The organism is Acetobacter sp. DmW_043 (genome assembly GCF_002153485.1).
Lineage (GTDB): Bacteria > Pseudomonadota > Alphaproteobacteria > Acetobacterales > Acetobacteraceae > Acetobacter > Acetobacter thailandicus.
In genome coordinates, this window is sequence record NZ_JOMN01000008.1 from 80,729 (window position 1) to 95,724 (window position 14,996).

Sequence of the window (14,996 nt, forward strand, 5' to 3'; positions counted from 1 at the left end):
TAAGATCCTGCCTTCGTTTCGTAAGAGGGAGGCGGGGCAGAGGTAAGAGGCATGTTGTTCAATCAGATAAAGGATGAACGGATGCGTTATCTTGTAACCGGTGGTGCTGGTTTTGTTGGCAGTCATGCGGTTCTGGCACTTCTTGATGCTGGCCATGATGTGACGGTGCTCGATAATCTTAGTACCGGCCACCGTGGCGCGTTGCCTGATGATGTTGAGTTCCATCATACTGATCTGCTTGATGCTGATGCGACAGAAAAAGTTGTTTCCAGCCGCTCATGGGCGGGTGTGTTGCATTTTGCAGCTCTTTCCCTGGTCGGGGAAAGTATGACAGATCCTTTGCGTTATTTTCGCCAGAATTATCTTACGGCGTTAAACCTTATTCAGGCTTGTGTGAAAAACGACGTCAGCAAGCTGGTGTTTTCTTCAACTGCAGCTCTTTTTGGCGGGCCTGAACGTTCGGCTCCTATTCCTGAAACAGCAGATGTACAGCCCGGTTCACCCTATGGTGAAAGCAAATATATGATTGAGCGGGTGCTGCACTGGGCCGGTAATATTTATGGCCTGCACAGTGCCTGCCTGCGTTATTTTAATGCTGCAGGTGCTGACAGTCAGGGGCGTGCGGGGGAAGATCACAGGCCGGAAACTCACCTTATTCCCCTGACAATTGACGCGGTTCTGGGCCGCAGACCGGCACTGAAACTATTTGGTACAGATTATCCGACGCGGGATGGTTCGTGTGTACGTGACTATGTGCATGTGACTGATCTGGCTGATGCCCATCTGCGCGCTCTTGATCAGATTAACGAGCGGAGTGTGGCGTATAATATTGGCAACGGCCAGGGTTACTCTAACCTTGAAGTGATTCAGTCTGTCGAGCGTGTGAGCGGCAGAAAGGTGCCCTGGGAGCCAGCTCCGCGCCGTCAGGGAGATCCGGCGATGCTGGTTGCTGATTCACAGACACTGCGCGAGGAAACTGGCTGGACCCCACGTTTTGCTGAAATTGACCAGATTGTTGAAACGGCATTACGCTGGCGAGTGGCACATCCTGAAGGGTATAATAGTTAATTAAGCTATTGTGCCGCATGCGCTGTTAACTGATTATTATATATTCTCTGAGATTTTATAACGGGCTATGTCATGCTTCAGAGTATGACATAGCCTGCAGAGGCCTGCGTGTCTCTCACCCTCCCAGACAGAGGATTAGAAATATTTTATATGCCTGAAAAACAAATTTCTTCTGCGTTTGCTCTGTTTGCTTTGGCATGTGGAGCTTTTGCTATTGGTGTGACAGAATTCACCCCCATGGGCCTGCTGCCTGTTCTGGCGGCTGGTGTGCATGTCAGTATTCCAACAGCAGGGGGGCTGGTCAGTGCTTACGCTTTTGGGGTTATGGGCGGTGCGCCGGTTATCACATTGCTGCTTGCACGTTACCCGCGTAAATATTCTCTTATCGGGCTGATGTTACTTTATGTTGTAGGCAATCTGACATCTTCTTTCAGTGCAACTTACACACAGCTTCTGCTGGCTCGTGTGCTGACCAGCATGGCTCATGGTGCTTTTTTTGGCCTTGGGGCGGTTGAGGCTGCCAGCCTTGTCCCCGCAAACCGCAGGGCCAGTGCTGTTGCCAGTATGTTCATGGGCCTGACAGTTGCCAATATTTTCGGTGTGCCTGCGGCTACGTGGATGGGGGATACCCTGGGGTGGCGTATGGCATTTGTTGCTATTTCTGTCCTTGGGCTTGTTGCAGCCGCGGCATGTCTGGTTGCCCTGCCTTTTGCGGAGGCCGGTCCACGCCCTGATGCAGCAGCCGAACTTAAAGTGATGACCCGGCCTAATGTGCTGATGGCTCTGGGCGTGACGGTCGTCGGAGCCGGAGCAATGTTTGAGCTTTATACCTATATTGTACCGATGCTTGAACAGATTACTAAAGCAGGGCCTGGGCTTATAACTGTAGCTCTGATGCTGATTGGTGTTGGGTTTAGTATAGGTAATGCTATTGGTGGCCGTGCAGCTGATAAATCACTTGTTGGTACATTGCTGGTGGTGTTCCCTGTTCTTGGTCTGATTATGCTGGCTTTTCCTTTTGCTGCGCGTACGCCTGTCGGTGCACTGGTGGGGGTACTTGTCTGGGGTGTTGCCAGTTTTGCTATGATGCCAGCATTGCAGATGCGCACCATGACAGCAGCGCATGCAGCTCCTGGTCTGGCTTCATCGGTGAATATTGGTGCGTTTAACCTGGGCAATGCTCTGGGTGCAGCGCTGGGCGGGGCTGTACTGTCATGGGGCTATGGCTACAGTATGGTTTCTGCTGCAGGTCTGGGTTTAGGTCTTCTCGGGGCTGTGATGGTATTATTGTCTTATAAGGGACGTCTTGCCCCCGAAGCGTCTTAAATAGCGGCAGAGTCACAACGCTTTGTTCAACAAAGGTGAATAGTTTCATGGATCTTATTAAAACTCTTCAGACGCGTTATACTACGAAGTCCTATGACGCCAAACGCCGTATTCCTGATGACATTGCACATCAGCTGTTTGAAGCTTTGCGTTTAAGTCCGTCTTCAGTAAACAGCCAGCCATGGCACTTTATTGTGGCTGATGATGCCGCAGGCAAAGCACGGGTTGCTAAAGCAACGTCAGAGCGTTTTGATTTTAATACGAACAAAATTCTTAATGCCTCTCATGTTGTGGTTTTGTGCTCACGTTCTTCTCTGCCTGCGTCTTATCTTGAGACTGTTCTTGAGCAGGAGCAGGCTGACGGGCGTTATGCTGATAAGGCTGCACGTGAAGCTGTTGCCGGTGGCCGCGCTTTTTTTGTTGGTGTGCATGAGAAAGCAGGTGACGTGCAGACCTGGGCTATGAAGCAGACTTATATAGCACAGGGCTTTTTGCTGCTGTCAGCAGGTTTGCTGGGTGTTGATGCAACCCCTGTTGAAGGTTTTGATGCGGAAATCGTTGATAAAGAGTTTGGCCTGGCAGAAAAAGGGCTGACCGCAACTGTCATCGTTGCTCTGGGCTATCATGCCGAAGCTGACTTTAATGCAAAGCTGCCAAAGTCACGTCTGCCTTATGGAAGCGTTTTCTCAAAGGCATAAGGTTTTTTAGACGAGAGCGTGTAGCGCGCTCTCGTCCGGTTTATCATTTTAGCGGGTTGTCCGGGTTTCTTTCTGCACGAGGCTGATCCACGGGTGGCGTTTTTCAAGTAGTGCAACAATTTTCTTTTTATGCTCAGCCTTCTCAGTCACACCTGTGGTCATTGACCCGGAGTGTACCCGATATTCAGCCAGTATCTGTTTAACATGCGTGCCCTGCAGGCCCATTTCGGCCATTGAACACCAGAGGTCGTAGTCTTCCCAGCCCATAGCATCGCGCTGAACATAATAGCCGCCACAGGCTGCCCAGGCCCATTTGCCAATAAGAGCCATAGCGTCAATGTAATTGCCTGATTTTAGCCGCATGGGGGTGTAGTCAGCTTCTCCCAGTAAGGCGTGTACTGCAGGTGAACCAAACTGTTGCTGTATCGGGTAAGCGTAGGCTGTTACTGGTGTCATGGCTGCCAGAAGTGTTGTGCAGGCTTCGGGTAGCAGGCGATTATCAGCATCAAGTGGTAGAAAATAGTGACTTTCAGCCCAGGAAACACCGCAGTTTCGCGCGCCTCCCAGCCCGACATTGTAAGACGTTTTGAGTAAAATAAGGCGGTTAAAGCGTTCTGAATGGCGCTTCATCCACTCCCTGGTCAGAGTGACGGAGGAATCTGATGAACCATCATCCACAACAATCAGGTCAAGGTTTTCTATAGTCTGAGAGCGGACAGACTCGAGTGCTTCCAGAAGAAAGTCCTCATAGTTGTAGCTGGTGATGATGACCGTTATATCGGATGTGATCAGAGCATCTTTCTCATAAAGTACAGTACAGGGCGGAATATCAGGCAGGTTGCGGGCAGGGCAGGTGCCACGTGCAAGCTGTATTTCGGCCTCCTGGGTTGCTGCTTCTTCATTTTCCAGGCTGTGAAAAATGCTTTTAAGAAGTTTTGCCTGTTTTTGCGGGCCAAAGTGCCACAGACAACTATGATAGGCATTGCGTGCCAGTGTTGCACGCAGCTCAGCATTTTCGATGAGCTGAGACAGGGCCTCATGCCACTCTTCAGGGGTCTTTGCCAGCATGCCGGTTTTGCCGTGTTCTATGCACTCACGGTAAGGGTGTGTGGGAGAGACGACGGAGGGCACACCTGCCAGTGCAGCCTCAAAAAACTTCAGTTCGCTTTTTGCGTTACAGTAGATATTTTCAGCTTCAAGAGGTGCAATCGCAATGTCAAAGCGTGCCAGTTCAGCTGGCAGATCAGGAAAATCGACGAGATCGCGCCACTCAATCTGGCTGGCTACCTGGCTGAGTTCGGGAAATTCATTGATGATGACGGTTGGGCTGAGTGTATCTTTGTGACGAAAAAGCACCAGGCGCAGATGCGGGATCGTTTTCATCAGTGCGGTAAGAGTTGGTACGATGCGTAAAAAATCCCGCTGATGCGTAGGTGTGCCAGCGGGGTATCCGATACGAATGATGTCTGTTTCAGCAAAAGCACGTTTTTTGCGCGCTGCCAGCCGGCTTAGTGTCAGTGCTGCTGTGTCGTAGGTGTTAGGTACCGTATAGCCCAGCGGACGATGTGCGCGCATCAGCTGACTTAGAAAGTTTGTCGGTGCAAAGCACAGGTCAGCGTTAACCATGGTGCGCCAGTTGTCGTGAAAGAAAACTTCCAGTCGCTCTTCTGAGACGCCAATGGTGCGGATGCCATCTATAATATCGGTACGGGCCAGAGAAGGCATAAAGGTGATGTCATCAGTGTCAAATATAATTTTAACATTATACTCGTGTGCGACCTGAATAATGGTTTTTACGTGGTCGCTGAATTCAACCCGCCATAAAACAATCGCATCAGCCCACTTCAGATCATCCGGGTTAACCTCGGCGCATGGTTTCCAGCGGCCCTGGTATCCGGCCATCGTTGTCGCTGCTGCATTACGTATGCAGCGATACCATACACCTGGAGAATCCGGCTCTCCGGCAATAAATAAAATATGCGAGCACGGATGATGAGCTGCAGCCGTATGATGTGATGCACGGGTTTCGGTTTGCTCGAGCTCCGGGGTTTCGGCCTGATATGATGATTTCAGGCCAGGGGAGCGGAGAGGAAGAAGGAGTTTGCGAACGGCCCTTGAGAGTGGGTTGATTTTTATTTTTTCGTTTATGCGATGAGCTGATAATATTTCAGGTCTGTTTTCTTCTTTTTTAATTGATTCTTTGTGTATTGATAGTTTTTTTATAATTTCTTCATTTTCATTTATAAGTATTTTATTTTTAATTTTAATCTCTTTATTGTAATTTTCTATTTCTGTTAATTTATTCTCTATTAATTTATTTTTCCAGTAATCTGAAAAAAAATAGCATTTATTTGTAAATGAAATTTTATTTTTACGTTCTTCGTCTGTGAGTGAGTTTTCGTTCTTAAAAAGAAGAGTTTTGCTCAGAATACATGATGTTCTGGTAAGCAGGCCGAGTCCTTTGCCATAGTCATAGGTAAAGGAGGGGAAGGAGTACTTAAGTAAATGCCATGTTTCCGACACACCAGGTAAGGTTATTCCCTCAATTATAATAAGTGCATCATCAGTCAGTGTATTGACCCAGTTTAAGAATGCTGCCGGAGAGAGCTGACCATGCACTCCACAGAAATAGACAGGGCGGCGTAGTTCGGGAGAGTGTTCGTACGATGTCCACTCTTTTATATACAGAGGGTTATTTCTGGCCTGTGTTGTGCTGCGAAGAGTTTCTCTGCTTGTTTCGTCTGCATGGATGAGAACCAGATTCTCAGGTTGAGCAGCATCAAGAATCCAATGAATTAATGGCAAAAAAACAGCACTGTCATCATGTCCGGGTACCAGGTTCACATGTAAAAAAAAAGAATTAAAACTAGTGTTACTTATATCTGACAGCATATTGTTTGCCTGGGTGGAAAGATCCTGCATTGGGTAAAAGATGCACCTGATTGGTTAATAGAGTTTGTAATTAGTGGGTTTTTTCGCTGGTTAGTAAAGTACATGACATATAATTAATAATTTATTTATAAAAAAATAAAAAATAAAAAATGATAAAAATAAGCTTTTCATATGTTTTTTTGGTTTTTTATAGAGGTTATCCTGTAATGAATAGAGGTTTGACGAGAGTATTAGAGAGATTTGTTTGGATTTTTTTTATGTAAAGAAAAGGCAATCATTATATTTTTTTGGCTTGATTTTCTTTGTGACGATGTTCATATTTCATGAAACGATTTTAAATTTCTTATTAATGCTTGCTTTTTGTTTTTTGCTTGTTCTACAAGCGGGCAAGATATAAATTAACCAGAGTCATAGCTTGTGGGATTTCGAAGTCTCCTTAGTTTCTGTGACATGATGCTTTGAGAGTGAGGGTAAACATATGGCGATTATCACCGTTACCGGTGCGTCAGGAAGCAGTGTTCAGGTTACCGTTGATGGTTCTCAGCAGTCATCACTTGTTCAGCACGCTTCGAGTGTTGCTGCGCAGTTAAGTGGCGATCTTGCAAACCTTGATATACGTGATCTGACCTCCGGTTCTGATAGTTTTAGCAATCAGCGAGGGTACGGCGTCATTACGGCTGCCGGCTCTTATCAGGTCAGTGGTAATGCTTCCTGGCTGACCGTCGGTGGTATCAGCGATACCCTGGCAGGTGCTGTTTCAGTCGATGCCACGGGCGTGACCAATGCCCTGACCGTTCTTGGCGGAGCCGGGGGGATTAATTTCACCGCTGGGTCTCAGGGTGGTCAGTTTACCGGCGGTGCGGGCGATAATACCTTTAATGGTAACTCTTCTGGCGGTAACTGGGATATCAGAACAGGTGACGGTAACGATACCATCAACTCTGGTAATGGCGATAACACCATCAATGCTGGTGGCGGTGCGAACCAGATTATCCTGGGTAGCGGCGTAAACAGTGTTATCTCTGAAGGTCAGGATACGATTACAGCGTCTTCCGGCACACAGAGCATTACGCTGAACGGAGCAAGTTCTACCGTTGATGTTGGTGATAATTCGCTGGTTACCAGCAATGCGCCACTGGGTGGCGAGAACATTACTGTTGGCAGCAACAGTACAGTTTATGGCAGCAACAGCACCATCTCTGGTGCAAAAGGCGACACGATCAGCCTTTCTGGTTCAACCGGTACTGTTTTCGGTGGCAATCAGGGTACAATTGGTGCTGGTCAGGGTAACTTCGTTGTTAACCAGGCTGACAACGCGAATGTCAACATCGCTGGTGACCTGATATTCCGTGGTGGTACGGGCGAAACGACGATCTCTGCTGGTAAGAGCACGGTCTTTGGTGCCGATGGTCTTGATGTTACCATGGATGCGACCTCAGCAAGTTCGCTGTTTGTTGCTACCGTAGGTAACGAAACACTGAATGCTGCATCTTCAGTATTTGGTATCCATGCCTTTGGTGCTGATTCTGGCACAACGCAGCAGATCATGATCGGTGGTACCGGTGCTGATACGCTTGTAGCAGGCACAGGTAATGCGACACTGACCGGTGGTTCTGGTGCAGCTAACGTATTTGGTTTCCGTAATGGTGTGGCTGGTGCCGACTATACGATTACCGATTTCGGTAGTGCTGCTGGTAACCAGGTCCTGCTGGTTGATTATGATAAATACTATGGTGGCAGCAACTCTTCTGCTTTCCAGAAAGTACTGGATAACGCTGAGCACAGCACAAAAAATGGTGTTGCAAGCACGACCATTACGCTGGCTGATAACAGCAAAATTACGTTTGATGGCGTCAGCTCTCTGACAGCAAAAGACTTCACAGGTTTCTGATCTCTGATCATTTCCTTTTTGTTGATCTTTTAAGAAGCCGGGTTTTTTACCCGGCTTTTTTTTTTGACAAGTGCGTTAAGTTCTCCAGCAGCATAAAAGAGAACAGAGTATGAATGATCCAGAGAAAATACCCGCTGATGAGAAAGAGGAGCTTGCAGCGCTTGTTGAGAGCTATCGGGCTGGTAGTGCTTTACAAGGCCTGCGCGAGGCGGAGCTGCGTCAGCGTTTTGCAGAAACTGAAGCTCTTCTTACGGCTCAGCAGCAGACCCTGTCCTGGAAAATAACTTTTCCTTTACGCGCAGTCAGGCATATTTCGCGTGGGTATTTGCCGAGTGGACATAAAATATCTGATGTCAGAGCTAAAATTCAGGATGTTTATCGTAAAGATGGTGCCCGTGGTGTTTTGCATAAAATAACGCCTCATCTTCAGCGCTCAGCGCAGTCATTTCTGGGCAGAGGAGGCAGAAATACAGCGCCAAAAGCTGAGACAATTAGCCAGGTGGCAGACCGGATTCTGCTTCCCGTAAAGCAGGATGTGCTGCAAGGGTTTCGGCCCTCTTTTTTGATTATTGCAGAGCTGAGTTTGCGGCAGTGTGCCAAATATCGCGTGTGGCAAAAGAAAGAAGAGCTTGAAGCTCTCGGCTGGCATGTAGCTGTTTTTGACTGGCGTAAAAATCAGGAGATTCTGTCAGCTCTTCAGAGCTGTACGAATGTTATTTTTTACAGAGTACCGGCGTTTGAAGCCGTTCTTTCACTTTTTGCAGAGGTCAAACGTCTCAATCTTCCTTCATGGTGGGATGTAGATGACCTGATTTTTTCTGAAGAGCATTATAAGAATAATAAAAATCTTGATCATCTGACACAACATGAACGCCAGGTCGTGATGAATGGTGTGTCGCTCTATCGTAATTGCATGATGGCCTGCGATCAGGCCATTGCTTCGACTCGGGTTCTTGCACAGTTAATGCGTGAGGCAAGGGTCGAGCGTGTCAGCGTCATTGAAAATGCTCTTGACCGACAAACTCTTGATATTACTGATCAGCTCAGAGCTGAAAGAGAGACTTTAAAGCAGTCACGCCATAAGGAAGAGGTCCGGATTGTTTATGGTTCAGGCACAAAAACGCATGATGCTGATTTTCGTGTTGCGGCAGCTGGCATTGTCGGAGCTATGCAGGTTGATCCCAGGCTGACACTGCATATTATGGGCGACCTGACTTTGCCGGCTGAATGTGATGCAGTAAAGGACCGTATTTTCAGGCATACAGGGCGCGACTACATAGCATATATGCGCTTTTTATTTGATGCCGATATAACGATTGCTCCACTTGATTCATCAGTTTTCAACGACTGTAAAAGTAATATTAAATTTCTTGAGGCCTCTGTTCTTGAAGTGCCTGCAGTCTGCTCTCCTTCTGATACGTTTGCGCAGGTTGTCCGTCACGGTCAGAATGGTTTCCTGGCTTCAACACCGGCAGAGTGGTCTGCTTCTTTACTGGCTCTGGCGGGTGACGCAGCTCTTCGTGGGCAGATTGGTCAGGCGGCCCGGCAGTACGCACTGGAGCACTATCACCCTGTTAACGTGGTGAAAGATCAGGTTATACCAGTCTTTGGCTATCCGCCGGTGCAGGCCAGAACAGACTTATCAGTTATGGCGGTGAATATTTATTTTGATCCGCGTTCTTTTGGCGGAGCAACGTTTATTGCAGAGCAGATGGTAAAGCATCTGCGGGTGCGTGACATCACTGTGAGTGTATTTACGTCATGCCCTGACCTGGCTGGGCGTGAAGGCGGTGTTGTACGTTATCAGGCGGCAGGGAGCCCGGTTATGAGTGTACCGGTGCCCGATGATTTTGAAAAAATTGCCGGGCTTGATAACCCGCATGCGACGGAGGCCTTCAGGTACTGGTTACAGACAATGAAGCCTGACATTGTGCATTTTCATGCCATTCAGCGTCTTGGTGTCGGCCTGACGCGTGCCTGTGTTGAAGAAGGTGTTCCTTACGTTATTACGCTGCATGATTCCTGGTGGCTTTGTGATCGCCAGTTTATGGTGACTGAAAAAGGGCAGTTCTGTTTTCAGGAGAAGATAGACCTGCAGGTTTGCCAGAACTGTGAAATCGAAGCGTCGCATCTGCAAAGTCGTGCTGCTTTGATGAGGAGCGCTCTTGATAGTGCAGCACTCCTGCTTACACCGGGAGAAACGCACCGGCAGCTGTTTCTGGCCAATGGTATTGCAGCTGATAAAGTGGTGGTGAACCCCAATGGCTTTACCTGGCCTGAACAGCCAAGAACCCCTCGTAAAAAGGGTACAGCTCTGCGTTTTGGTTATGTTGGCGGGGCTGAAGACCTGAAAGGTTATACTCTGATTCGCCAGGCTTTCGAGCAGCTTAACATGTCAGACTGGGTGCTGTATGTTGTTGATAATAAGCTCAGCCTTGGTATTCAGTCAGTATATGCTGAGACATGGAAGGTAAAAGGGCAGGTTGTTACTGTTCCGTCTTACACGCAGACAACCATGGATGCATTTTATGACAGCATTGATGTGCTTCTTTTCCCTTCTCAGTGTAAAGAAAGTTATGGGCTGTCAGTGCGTGAGGCTCTTGCGCGGGATGTATGGGTGGTTACGACCACACCAGGCGGTCAGGCTGAAGCCATTACTGAGGGTGAAAACGGTAATATGATACCGATCGGAGCTGGTCCCGAGGCTTTAGCTGCAGTGGTGAGAGAGCTTCTGAATACGTCAGAACGGTTTGATGACTATACTAATCCGTTTAAAGATGACCTGGTAACGTTTGAACAGCAGGCGCATCAGCTTGAAGCACTTTTGCGGCAGGTTGTTATGGGTATAAGGCGGCAATAGCCTTCAGGTTTTGAGGTGCTGGTGGCTGCCGCGTAAAGCTGCGATTGCCACCACGCACAGGCCTGCCATTTCAGCCCATGTCACAAGTGCTGCCAGTGCAGAGTGATAGTGACTGAGCAGGCAGCAAAATGAAAAAAACAGACAGAGTATGCTGATGCTTCGCAGTTGAAAGCGGTGTTTTAACATATCAGCCCGCCTGGTAATAAAGGCAGGCAGGCAGAGCCCTGCTCCGGTACTGAGCAGAGAGAGTAAAATTACGCTCACAGGGTACGGCCTTTACGCAGTATGGCTGCAATAAAGGCTGCGGCCAGAGTGAGTGAGACGAGTATAAAGCTGGTTCCGATTGCGCCGGGTACTGTCATGCTGAGTATAGCGATAGTCAGTAGTATTATGCTCATCAGCCCACATAATAAGCGCCAGGAGAGGCGTGCTGGCAGACATGCACATATAAAAACCAGCACAGCCCACAGAATAAACATGCTTTGTACTTCATGTTCTGCACGGCTGGCCCATGAAACAGGAAGAAGTCTGTTAATAATAAAATAGCTGCTCAGAGCAACAGGTCCGCCTGTAATGATGGCGGGGTTGAGCCGGGCGATGATCGTGTACATACCCCCCTGCCGTTTAGGATGGCTGACCCAAAGACAGAGCCCGCTGGCGATAATAACAGCCAGCAACAGGCCGGAGAGGAAGTAGAGCCAGCGGGTAAAGGTATCAGCAAAATGCGCAACATGAAGGCCGTAAAGTACGGAAAAAAGAGAGATCACTGAGCGGTGCTCGTGCGTATCAGAAAGAACTTCACCGCTCTCACCTTCTATACGCAACACGTGAGAGTTATTGCCAATGCTACCCTGGTCATCACCTGAAAAAACTATCAGTGAGGCGCTGTCCATCGGGTTGTAAATATAAACTTGGGCAGGCGTAAAATCAGGATTATTCTGCCTGAGCTTTTGCATTAACGGGGCAATGGCCGTTAGCCTGGCTGGCACGCCGGTTAATGGTAAGGGCGCACTGCCTGGCTGGAGTTCACCTGCAAAGCTGTTGATATCATTATGATAAATGGTTTGCACGCTCCACGGAAACAGCAGTGTGGCAAGTGTCACTGCACCTGAAAGAGCGATAACCAGGTGGAAAGGCAGGGCGGCGACGCCTCCGACATTATGAGCATCCAGCCAGCTTCGTCTGCCTTTGGCGGGGCGAAAGGTAAAAAAATCAATAAAGATGCGCCGGTGTATAATAACGCCGCTTAGCAGAGTCAGAACGAGGGCTAAGGCGGCTATAGCGGCAAGCAGGCGCCCCCAGGGGTAGGGGAGCTGAAGTTCAAAGTGAAAGCGATAAAAAAAATCGCCGCCCAGCGTATCACGAATAACATCCGGGGCGCCGGTCAGAGGGTCGAGAGCGCGTTGCATAAAAGTGCCATCGGGTGCCTGCCATACAGCCCAGACAAAAGGGGCGCGTAGTCCATCAGGGCCAGGGAAGAGGGTAAGATACCAGGCTGATGATGTAGCTGCGTGTGCAGAAAGCCAGTTAACAGCGGTTTGTAAGGCCTGTGCAGGTGTAGCGATGCGCCCCTGCAGTTCTGGGCGCATCCATATCCCTATTTCAGGTCGGAAAACGCTGAGTGTACCAGAGAGCACGATAATGTAGATGACCCAGCCTGTAACAATGCCAGCCCAGTTGTGCAGCCATGCCATAGCTTTACGAAATGGTACGTGGCCAGCCGGGCCATAGCAAAAAAATCCAGCCATAACAGTCACAGGCCACAATACCAGCGAGCTCATTGTTCCGATGAGTGCCCGGTCAGCTCTGTGCAGCGGCAGAGCCCAGGCCAGAACAGCCCCCCCAAGGGCTGCCAGTGCATAGCCTGTGAGTAAAATCCCAAAACTGCGGAGCACAGCCTTAAGGCGCGCACCGCTGGATAATGGGTGTTTTACCATGAAAAGCCGATACTGGCCTGCGCATTACGGCGTTCGCCATAGTAGCAGAATGCCTGACCGTATGACGCATAAGCGAGACAGTTTGAAACATAATGTTTGTCAAACAGGTTGCGCACACTGGCTGAGGCAGTCCACCCCCGCAGGGACGGAGACAGGTTTGACAGATCATAGCGTAACGAGCCGTCAAACAGAGCATATTGCGGCACCCAGACACTCCCGTAATCAGCTTGTCCACCGTAAGCTTTGGCAGTGTATCGCATCCCACCGCCAAAGCCGAACCCTTTAAGCGGGCCTGATGGCATGGTGTAGAATGCAAACAGAGAGGCATTGCCTTTGCCAGACTGAATAAGGGGTTTACCTGTCGAGTCGTCATGCACGCGCTGAACGCTCACAGCGGCCTCGAGCATCAGATTTTTATAGACATCAGCATGGGCTTCAAACTCAAAGCCATCTGAGTGTACTTTGCCACTTTCAATGCCGTAAGGCAGATTGCCGACAGCAACAAGGACATTGGACTGCTCGATATGGAACCCCGCAGCTGTCAGCAGAATGGGTGTGCCGGGGATCTGGTATTTCACACCACCTTCAAGCTGTTTGCCCAGTGTTGGGTTGGCCTGGCTCAGGGTTTTGCCACCGTCTTTTGAGGTAAAGCCTGACTGTGGCTGGAAAGAGGTTGAGTAGCTGATATAAGGGGCTAGGCCAAATTTGAAATGGTAAAGGGCAGAAGCACGCCAGGTAATTTGTGAAGGGTTTTGTCTGGTGTCTGAACCGGCAAGATATTCTTTCTGATCAGAGCGGTACCAGTCATTCCGCAGGCTGCCATTCAGCACCAGCCCGCGCCAGCGAATCTCATCCTGTGCGTATATTCCTATCTGGTGCGAGTTTGTCAGGTAGCGTGCACCCACCGTCTGAGCCGGAAATGCCATATGATAATCAGGGTGCAGAGCGTTGAGTGAGGGTGCATCACCCTGCGTGTAGGTTTCGGTGGCGCGCTGCCACATGTAGTCAAAGCCTGTCATAAGGGTGTGCTTAAGCGGGCCGGTGCGTACATGTCCTTTAAACTGGCTGTCATAGGCCATATTATAGGTGTGTTCTTTGGTACCATAGGCATAGCGGGGCAGGGTGTAACCGTCGGCTTCCCAGTATCCGGCATCGTATGTACTGCGGTTGATTACACGGATATCGTCATAGCGCCCGCGTGAGGAAAAACTCCAGTCATCGTTAAAGCGATGATTGAAGAAATAGGAAAATGCGCCCTGACGGCGATTGAATTTTTCGAATGAAACATCGCCATCATAAAAATTGCGAGGCAGATAGCCAAATGAGGCGCGTTTGAGTGAACCAACTAGAGGCACACCACCATAGGTGCCGCCTTCAGGGTCATACTGATAGTTCCCCAGAATGGTGAGTGTTGTTGGTCCGTTACCACCAAATGTAAAGGTCGGGCTTATAGAAAAACGGCGGCTGCCTGTGCGGGCCAGCTGCGTGTGCTGACCATTGGCTGTGCCGTAAAGGCGCCAGCGCACTGAGCCGTCATTATTTGCATAACCACCGACATCACTATCAACACGATAAAGGTCAAACATGCCGCCGGTTGCCGTGACATTGCCGTAAGAGCGCTGGTCAGTCGCAAGTTTGCTGGAGAGTGCGGCAAGTCCGCCCGGGCTTGACTGACCATAGAGTGCTGATGCCGGCCCTTTGAGCATTTCAATACGGTCAAGGCGTGAGGTATCTGTCTGGGCAACCGCGTAGCCTGTCGGGCTGTCCTGCACTTTCAGGCCATCAAGAAAGGTGGGGACTGTAAAGCCGCGCAGCAAAAACTGGTCGTAGCGGGTACCAATGCCACCGCGCAGGTCAGGGGTTATGCCCGCAGCATAGCGCACGGCCTGATTCAGGCTCAGAACACCGCGTATATCCATCTCGTTACGTGTGATGACTGTGATTGACTGAGCCGTATCAATCAGTGGGGTATCACTCTTTGTTGCTGATGAGGCAACAACAGAGGCGCGTCGTCCCTTAACCGTCAGCTGTTCAGACGTGGCGGCCTGAGTATGCTGTGCTTTTGTGGCCTGCGTTGTGATGCGGTGTGGGTGCTTTTTGACGTGATCTGTTGTTGAGCTGCCGGCTGACTGGCTGGCTAAAGACGGAGTCGTCGATGCCAGAAAGCCAAGTGTCAGAAACATAGAGCTATGACGAATGCCTCTGTGCATCGAAGTGGATTTCCCTGCCTGATAAAGTAAAGACAGGCGGAGATAGCGCTAATGAGAATGATTCTCAATATTAATAATTAATAATTTTTTTTCATGTGTGACGGGTTTGAACGG

9 protein-coding genes are annotated in these 14,996 nt (G+C 49.3%); 5 read left to right on the forward strand and 4 right to left on the reverse strand.

Annotation, left to right across the window (positions count from 1 at the left end; translation table 11 throughout):
• Positions 1-81 precede the first annotated feature (81 nt).
• The 3 genes from galE to nfsB all read left to right on the forward strand — a co-directional run bounded on the left by galE (position 82) and on the right by nfsB (position 3,092).
• Positions 82-1,068 (forward strand): UDP-glucose 4-epimerase GalE, encoded by a 987-nt coding sequence (gene galE / locus HK11_RS02590; RefSeq protein ID WP_086553784.1) that lies wholly within the window; start codon positions 82-84, stop codon positions 1,066-1,068.
• A gap of 150 nt (positions 1,069-1,218) precedes the next feature.
• Positions 1,219-2,394: an MFS transporter gene (locus HK11_RS02595; protein WP_086553785.1), complete on the forward strand. Its 1,176-nt coding sequence runs from the start codon at positions 1,219-1,221 to the stop codon at positions 2,392-2,394.
• 47 nt (positions 2,395-2,441) lie between these two features.
• Positions 2,442-3,092, forward strand: coding sequence for an oxygen-insensitive NAD(P)H nitroreductase (gene nfsB, locus HK11_RS02600; protein ID WP_086553786.1), 651 nt, complete (start codon positions 2,442-2,444; stop codon positions 3,090-3,092).
• Positions 3,093-3,140: 48 nt separating this feature from the next.
• Here the strand turns inward: nfsB and HK11_RS02605 are convergent, their stop codons facing one another.
• Positions 3,141-5,897 (reverse strand): glycosyltransferase, encoded by a 2,757-nt coding sequence (locus HK11_RS02605; RefSeq protein ID WP_233133272.1) that lies wholly within the window; start codon positions 5,895-5,897, stop codon positions 3,141-3,143.
• Between the two features lie 565 nt (positions 5,898-6,462).
• Between HK11_RS02605 and HK11_RS02610 the strand changes: the two genes are divergently transcribed.
• Together HK11_RS02610 and HK11_RS02615 are read left to right on the forward strand one after the other, a co-directional pair.
• Entirely contained in the window at positions 6,463-7,875 is a 1,413-nt protein-coding gene (locus HK11_RS02610; RefSeq protein WP_086553788.1) for a calcium-binding protein, read from the forward strand.
• A gap of 109 nt (positions 7,876-7,984) precedes the next feature.
• Positions 7,985-10,735 carry a glycosyltransferase gene (locus HK11_RS02615; protein WP_086553789.1) on the forward strand — a complete coding sequence of 917 codons (2,751 nt, stop codon included), beginning with the start codon at positions 7,985-7,987 and terminating at the stop codon, positions 10,733-10,735.
• Between the two features lie 3 nt (positions 10,736-10,738).
• On the opposite strand, the gene HK11_RS02620 is transcribed toward HK11_RS02615, so the two are convergent.
• The 3 genes from HK11_RS02620 to HK11_RS02630 are packed head-to-tail and all read right to left on the reverse strand — an operon-like array spanning position 10,739 to position 14,882.
• Positions 10,739-10,999, reverse strand: a complete 261-nt coding sequence (locus HK11_RS02620) for a hypothetical protein (RefSeq protein ID WP_086553790.1) — start codon at positions 10,997-10,999, stop codon at positions 10,739-10,741.
• A complete protein-coding gene (locus tag HK11_RS02625) occupies positions 10,996-12,672 on the reverse strand; it encodes a PepSY domain-containing protein (RefSeq protein WP_233133274.1) in 1,677 nt (558 codons plus the stop codon). Before HK11_RS02625 ends, HK11_RS02620 begins: the two co-directional genes overlap by 4 nt.
• Positions 12,666-14,882 carry a TonB-dependent siderophore receptor gene (locus HK11_RS02630; RefSeq protein ID WP_233133276.1) on the reverse strand — a complete coding sequence of 739 codons (2,217 nt, stop codon included), beginning with the start codon at positions 14,880-14,882 and terminating at the stop codon, positions 12,666-12,668. The genes HK11_RS02625 and HK11_RS02630 overlap by 7 nt, the downstream gene beginning before the upstream one ends.
• Positions 14,883-14,996: the final 114 nt, after the last annotated feature.